The sequence below is a fragment of the Bathymodiolus azoricus thioautotrophic gill symbiont genome (assembly GCF_001298715.1).
GTDB lineage: Bacteria > Pseudomonadota > Gammaproteobacteria > PS1 > Pseudothioglobaceae > Thiodubiliella.
In genome coordinates this window covers 1-6,747 of sequence record NZ_CDSC02000043.1, presented here as the reverse complement: position 1 = coordinate 6,747, position 6,747 = coordinate 1, and the positions used below count along the sequence as shown (strand labels likewise).

The 6,747-nt window shown below is 39.3% G+C and carries 5 protein-coding genes; all 5 read left to right on the top strand.

All coding sequences use genetic code 11. The features are described 5' to 3' along the window. Nucleotides 1-353: 353 nt before the first annotated feature. On the top strand, nucleotides 354-833 hold the full coding sequence (gene coaD, locus BAZSYMA_RS00825) for a pantetheine-phosphate adenylyltransferase (protein WP_090714585.1): 480 nt from the start codon (nucleotides 354-356) through the stop codon (nucleotides 831-833). Nucleotides 834-1,099: 266 nt separating this feature from the next. Continuing rightward, a complete protein-coding gene (gene dnaK / locus BAZSYMA_RS00820) occupies nucleotides 1,100-3,031 on the top strand; it encodes a molecular chaperone DnaK (RefSeq protein ID WP_090714583.1) in 1,932 nt (643 codons plus the stop codon). A 72-nt stretch (nucleotides 3,032-3,103) separates the two neighbouring features. Next, nucleotides 3,104-4,213: a molecular chaperone DnaJ gene (dnaJ, locus tag BAZSYMA_RS00815; protein WP_090714580.1), complete on the top strand. Its 1,110-nt coding sequence runs from the start codon at nucleotides 3,104-3,106 to the stop codon at nucleotides 4,211-4,213. Between the two features lie 14 nt (nucleotides 4,214-4,227). Further along, nucleotides 4,228-5,508 (top strand): phosphopyruvate hydratase, encoded by a 1,281-nt coding sequence (eno, locus tag BAZSYMA_RS00810; RefSeq protein ID WP_090714578.1) that lies wholly within the window; start codon nucleotides 4,228-4,230, stop codon nucleotides 5,506-5,508. 9 nt (nucleotides 5,509-5,517) lie between these two features. Beyond that, the coding region (locus tag BAZSYMA_RS00805; RefSeq protein ID WP_090714576.1) for an HlyC/CorC family transporter at nucleotides 5,518-6,747 on the top strand (1,230 nt) is incomplete at its 3' end.

Below are 6,747 nucleotides of genomic sequence, written 5' to 3'. Positions count from 1 at the left end.
AAAAGACGCGCAGCGATTGAGCCGATTATCGGACATCTTAAATCAGATTTTAGACTCTCTAGAAACCTACTCAAAGGGTAAGTTGGTGATGAGATTAATGTTTTAATGGCTGCCTGTGCTTGGAATTTGAGAAAATGGCTGGTGATAGCCACTATTTTTTTGTTTTGGCAAAAACTGGGCTTATTTTTTGTAAAATACCTAAGGTTTTTTGTGGTGCTGGATAAAAAGCAGTTTTGTTGATTTAGATGGTTGGCAAAATGGGTGGTTTTGGTTTGGTTTGGAATGGGTTTTTAAGGGGCGACTAATTAAGCGTTGTAGTGATGATTTGAATTCAAGAAGGTATAATCAGAGACATGAAAAAAATTGCAATTTATCCCGGTTCTTTTGACCCCATTACTAATGGACATATTGACTTAATAAAACGCGCTAGCAAATTATTTGATACCGTGATTATTGGCATTACGCAAAACAGCAAAAAATCATCTTTTTTAACTATTAACAATAGATTAAAAGGCGCTAGAGATGCCTTGACGGATATTGATAATATCAAAGTGATGAGTTTTGATACTTTATTGGTGGACTTCGCCGAGGCACAAAATGCACAGATTATTTTGCGTGGATTGCGAGCGGTAAGTGATTTTGAATATGAGTTCCAACTCTCAGGTATGAACAAACATCTCAACCCCCATATTGAAACCCTATTTATGACCCCAGCAGAACAATATGCCAATATCTCTTCTTCCTTAGTTAGAGAAATTTTATCCCTTGGTGGCAATATTAGTAGTTTTGTACCAGCTAATATTGAAACCCTATTAAAAGAAACCTTTGCATAAATAAGAATAATCATCATAAATCCACTTTTCACCCACTTGGCGATTTTTCCAGCGATACCCAGCAGTCCTCTAGGAGGTTAAACCTAGCCTTAGCCCTGCTAAGACAAGGTTTAAAGAAATCATCAATTGGGCAAAAATTGGATTTTTCCAATCATTCCTAATTTATGCAAAGACCTCTAAAAGAAAAAAATTTAATCCATTTTTTTACTTGACTAAATTTTTTATGTCCCTATATAGGCTTCACAACTATTTAAAAGGAGCAAAAAATGTCAAAAATTATCGGTATTGATTTAGGAACCACCAATTCATGTGTTGCCATTATGGATGGTGGCAATATAAAGATCATTGAAAATTCTGAAGGTGATCGCACCACCCCCTCTATTATTGCTTTTCCAAAAGATTCAGAGGAAGTTTTAGTAGGTCAAAGCGCCAAACGACAAGCGGTTACTAACCCTGAAAACACACTATATGCAATTAAACGATTAATCGGTCGTCGTTTTGACGAAGAAGCAGTACAAAAAGATATTGATCTTGTACCTTACAAAATTGTTAAAGCAGACAATGGCGATGCATGGGTTGAGGTGAACGGCAAAAAAATGGCGGCACCTGAGATTTCAGCAAAAGTTATTGAAAAGATGAAAAAAACAGCCGAAGACTATTTAGGTGAAAAAGTAACAGAAGCGGTTATTACAGTTCCTGCTTATTTTAACGACTCACAGAGGCAAGCCACCAAAGATGCCGGCAAGATTGCAGGTTTGGATGTTAAGCGCATTATCAATGAGCCAACAGCAGCAGCATTGGCTTACGGTGTAGACAAATCTAAAGGCGACAAAACTGTTGCTGTATACGACTTAGGTGGTGGTACATTTGATGTTTCCATTATTGAAATGGAAGACATTGATGGTGAAAAACACTTTGAAGTTTTGTCAACCAACGGCGATACTTTTCTAGGAGGTGAAGATTTTGACCAGCGCATTATTAATTACTTGGTAGATGAATTTAAAAAAGAGCAAGGCGTTGATTTAAAAAATGACCCAATGGCACTACAACGCTTAAAAGAAGCAGCAGAAAAAGCCAAGATTGAGTTGTCTTCTTCTGAGCAAACTGAGGTTAATCTTCCGTATGTTACCGCTGATGCCTCAGGCCCTAAACACCTTAATATTAAATTGACCCGTGCTAAATTAGAATCTTTGGTTGAAGATTTAATCAAGCGCTCAATTGACCCTTGTAAGATTGCATTGAAAGATGCAGATTTATCTGCCAAAGATATTGATGAAGTGATTATCGTTGGTGGCTCTACGCGTATGCCTAAAGTGCAAGAAGCAGTGAAAAAATTCTTTGGCAAAGAGCCGAAAAAAGATGTTAACCCTGATGAAGCAGTGGCAATGGGTGCTGCAGTGCAAGCAGGCGTACTTGGTGGCGATGTTAAAGATGTCTTGTTATTAGATGTAACACCATTATCACTCGGTATTGAGACTATGGGTGGCGTAATGACTAAGTTGATTGAAAAGAACACAACCATTCCAACCAATGCATCGCAAGTCTTCTCAACTGCAGCAGACAACCAGTCAGCGGTAACGGTTCATATTTTACAAGGTGAGCGTGAAATTGCAAGTGCAAACAAGTCATTGGGTCAATTCAACCTTGAGGGCATTCCTAATGCGCCCAAAGGTCAGCCGCAAATTGAAGTAACTTTAGACATTGATTCTAATGGTATTTTAAATGTTTCTGCCAAGGATAAGAACTCTGGCAAAGAGCAAAGCATTACCATTAAAGCATCAAGTGGCTTGAGCGATGAAGAAGTTGAAAAGATGATTAAAGATGCAGAAGCGAACGCCGAGGAAGATAAGAAATTCCAAGAATTGGTAACCACGCGTAATATGGCAGATTCAATCATTCACTCAACCAAGCAACTGTTAGATGAACACAAAGATGAAGTATCAGACGATGAAAAAACGGCAATTGAGGCAGCAATTACTGAGCTTGAAGAAGCTATGAAAGCAGATGACAAAGAAGCCATTGATACTAAAGTTCAAAGTCTTAGCGAAGTAGCTCAACCTTTGGCTGAAAAAGCACAAGCAAAAGTAGCTACAGATGCGGGCGGTGATGGCTTTACTGATGCCGCTAATGCAGGCGCACAAGATGCGGATGTGGTAGATGCCGACTTTGAAGAAGTTAAGGACGACGATAAGAAGTAAATCGTTTTATTTAAACTCACACAAAAAGACCTTCTGTTAAAGAGGGTTTTTTGCTTTACGGGAAATTAGACCATGTCAGAAAGAGATTATTACGAAGTATTAGGTGTTAACAAAGGTGATGATGCAAAAATCATCAAAAAAGCGTATAAACGCTTAGCAATGAAACATCACCCTGACCGCAACAAAAACAACAAAGAGTCCGCTGAGAGGACCTTTAAGGAAATACAAAAAGCCTATTCAGTTTTGTCTGATAAGCAAAAACGACAAGCCTACGACCAGTTTGGTCATGCAGGCGTCAATGGCAATGCAGGCGGCGGTTTTGGTGGTGGCAGCCCATTCGGTGGCGGTGGTGGTTTTGGTGATATTTTTGGTGATATTTTTGGGGGTAGTCGCCAAGCGCAAGCAGATAATCGTGGTTCGGATTTACGCTACGATTTAGAAATAGACCTAAAAGAAGCAGCCGAAGGTAAGACCGTTCAAATCCGTGTTCCTAAAGGCGAAAAATGTGACACTTGTCGTGGTTCTGGTGCTAAGCCAGGCACCAGTGCTAAAACTTGTGGCACTTGTCAAGGTGCAGGACAAGTGCATATGCAGCAAGGCCCTTTCCAAGTACAACAACCTTGCCCACAATGTAGAGGTGCGGGACAAGTGATTGATTCACCTTGTGGCGATTGTCATGGTAAAGGTGTGGTTCGCAGACAAAAAACACTCTCGGCTAAAATTCCTGCAGGTGTTGATACTGGCAATCGTATTCGTCTCACAGGCGAAGGTGAAGCTGGCGCTCGTGGTGGACCGAACGGTGATTTATATATTGAAATTCATGTTAGACCACACAATATTTTTGAGCGTCACGGCAATGATTTGTATTGCGGTGTGCCCATTGATTTTGCCTCAGCGGCACTAGGTGGTAGTATTGAAGTACCAACACTGAGTGGAAAATTAAAGATTAAAATTCCAGAAGGCACACAAACAGACAAACAGTTCCGTTTAAAAGGCAAAGGTATTACTGGTTTACAAGGTAGTGGCACAGGTGATTTGATTTGCCAAGTCAAACTTGAGACACCTGTTAATCTCAATACAAAGCAAAAAGAATTGTTACAAGAATTCTCAAACTCATGCGGAAAGAAACAACACCCTGAGTCAGACTCCTTCTTTGGTAAAATGAAGTCATTTTTAAAATAAGTAAAGGACGCACAGTGAAAATCAAACACATTCAAGCTCGTGAAATTCTAGATTCTAGAGGCAACCCAACCATTGAAGCAGATATTATTCTTAACGATGGCACAATGGGTAGTGCGATGGTGCCATCAGGCGCTTCAACAGGTGCACGCGAGGCGTTAGAATTGCGTGATGGTGACAAATCTCGTTATCTTGGCAAAGGTGTTTTGAAAGCAGTTGCATTTATCAATACTGAAATTGCTCAGGCCTTAGTGGGTTCTGATATTACAGATTTAGGAAAAATTGACGCTTTAATGATTGCACTTGACGGCACGCAGACAAAATCACGCCTAGGTGCCAATGCTATTTTGGCAGTATCATTGGCAGCGGCTCATGCGAATGCCAACAGACAGAACAAACCCCTGTACGACACATTAGATTTAGGCGCTAAGTACAAATTACCAGTACCAATGATGAACATTATCAACGGCGGTGAGCACGCCAACAACAGTGTGGACATTCAAGAATTTATGATTATCCCTGCGGGTGCACCAAGTTTCAAAGAGGCTTTGCGTTATGGTGCAGAAGTGTTTCACCATCTTAAATCTGTCTTAGAGGCTAAAGGACTCAATACTGCTGTTGGTGATGAAGGGGGTTTTGCACCTGATCTTGCTTCGAATGAAGATGCGATTAAAGTCATTTTAGAAGCCATTAAAAAAGCAGGCTACACCGCAGGCAAAGACATCTTTATTGGCATTGATGCAGCCAGTTCTGAGTTCTATGAAAATGGCACTTACAATCTTGCTTCTGAAAATCGCTCACTAACTTCACAAGAATTTGCTGATTACTTAGCCAACTGGGTAGAAAACTACCCAATACTCTCTATCGAAGATGGCATGGACGAGGATGACTGGGATGGTTGGGATTTACTCAGTAAGAAAATTGGTGATAAAGTACAACTGGTTGGCGATGATTTATTCGTTACTAACAGCAAGATTCTTGCCAAAGGTATCGATAAAAATATCGCCAATTCAATCCTTATAAAAGTTAATCAAATTGGCACATTGAGTGAAACTTTTGCTGCCATGGAAATGGCTGAAAAGGCTGGTTACACTTGTGTAATGTCACATCGATCTGGCGAAACTGAAGACACCACCATTGCAGATTTAGCTGTAGCAACAGGCTGTGGTCAAATTAAAACAGGCTCACTGTCGCGTTCTGATCGTTTGGCAAAATATAATCGTCTATTGCGTATTGAAGAAGAATTAGGTGAGAATGCAATCTATCCTGGACTTGCTGCTTTTAATCATTTGCGTTAAACTGAGCGCTTGGATTCACTCTCAACTCCTTGGTTAATCATAATCCTATTAGGGCTTATCTTAGCTTCTGCTTTTTTCTCATCGACTGAAACTTCAATGATGGCGATTAATCGCTATCGTCTCAAAGTACTCGCTAAAACCAACAAAAATGCCAAACGCACCGAGCGTTTACTAGATGATTTAGACCATTTAATTGGCACAATTTTATTGGGTAATAATCTGGTTAATATTTTTGCTGCCAGTATTGCCACGATACTAGCAATTAAGCTTTGGGGTGAAGGATCGGTCATATTAGCATCACTGGCATTAACTTTTGTTATTTTGGTTTTTGCAGAAACCACACCAAAAACCTTTGCTGCTAAAAACCCTGAAAAAGTCGCCCTTCCCGCTTCGATTGTTATTGACCTATTTATCAAATTATTCAAGCCTTTTGTTTGGATAATTGCACAAATTAGTAAAATTATTCTTGCTTCTTTAGGGGTAAAAACACAAAATGAAAACGAAAGCATTACTTCAGAAGAGCTTAGAATGGTAGTGAATGATGCCAAGCCAATTATTGCCTCAAACTATCAAAAAATGCTACTTAATATTATTGACTTAGAGAAAGTGAAAGTTGAAGATATTATGATCCCCAGAAATGAATTAATCAGTGTTGACATTAACAAGCCCGGTGATCTTTTAAAGCAGTTAAAACACATACAACATACCAGACTTCTAATTTATGACACATCAAGCGACAACATCACAGGTCTGCTACATATGCGTGATATTGTAAATTTATATGCCAAAGGCGACTTTAGTATTGAGAATGTCTTAACATTGATTCGCACACCTTATTTTGTGCCAGAAGGCACTTCTCTAGCGCACCAATTGGCGCATTTTCAAACACAAAAAAGACGCTTGGGATTGGTGGTTGATGAGTACGGTGAAGTCCGTGGTGCGATTGTTGTTGAAGATATCCTGGAAGAAATTGTGGGTCAATTTACTTCAAATCAAAATGAAATTATTGATGAAATCATTAAGCAGAAGGATGGTGGTTATTTAGTTGACCCTAGGGTTAATATACGAGAGTTAAATCTATTGTTGCAATTAGACTTATCTGTTACTAAAGCTAAAACTTTAAATGGTCTAATTTTAGAAACATTACAAAGCATTCCTAAACATGATGTCAGCCTAAAAATTGATAACATCTTGATTGATATTGTGCAAATTTCTGAGCAAACCATTAAGTTGGTTAGA

Coding starts and splice junctions, on each gene's coding strand:
- dnaJ (WP_090714580.1), top strand. CDS start 3,104: ATGTCAGAAAGAGATTATTACGAAGTATTAGGTGTTAACAAAGGTGAT.
- coaD (WP_090714585.1), top strand. CDS start 354: ATGAAAAAAATTGCAATTTATCCCGGTTCTTTTGACCCCATTACTAAT.
- dnaK (WP_090714583.1), top strand. CDS start 1,100: ATGTCAAAAATTATCGGTATTGATTTAGGAACCACCAATTCATGTGTT.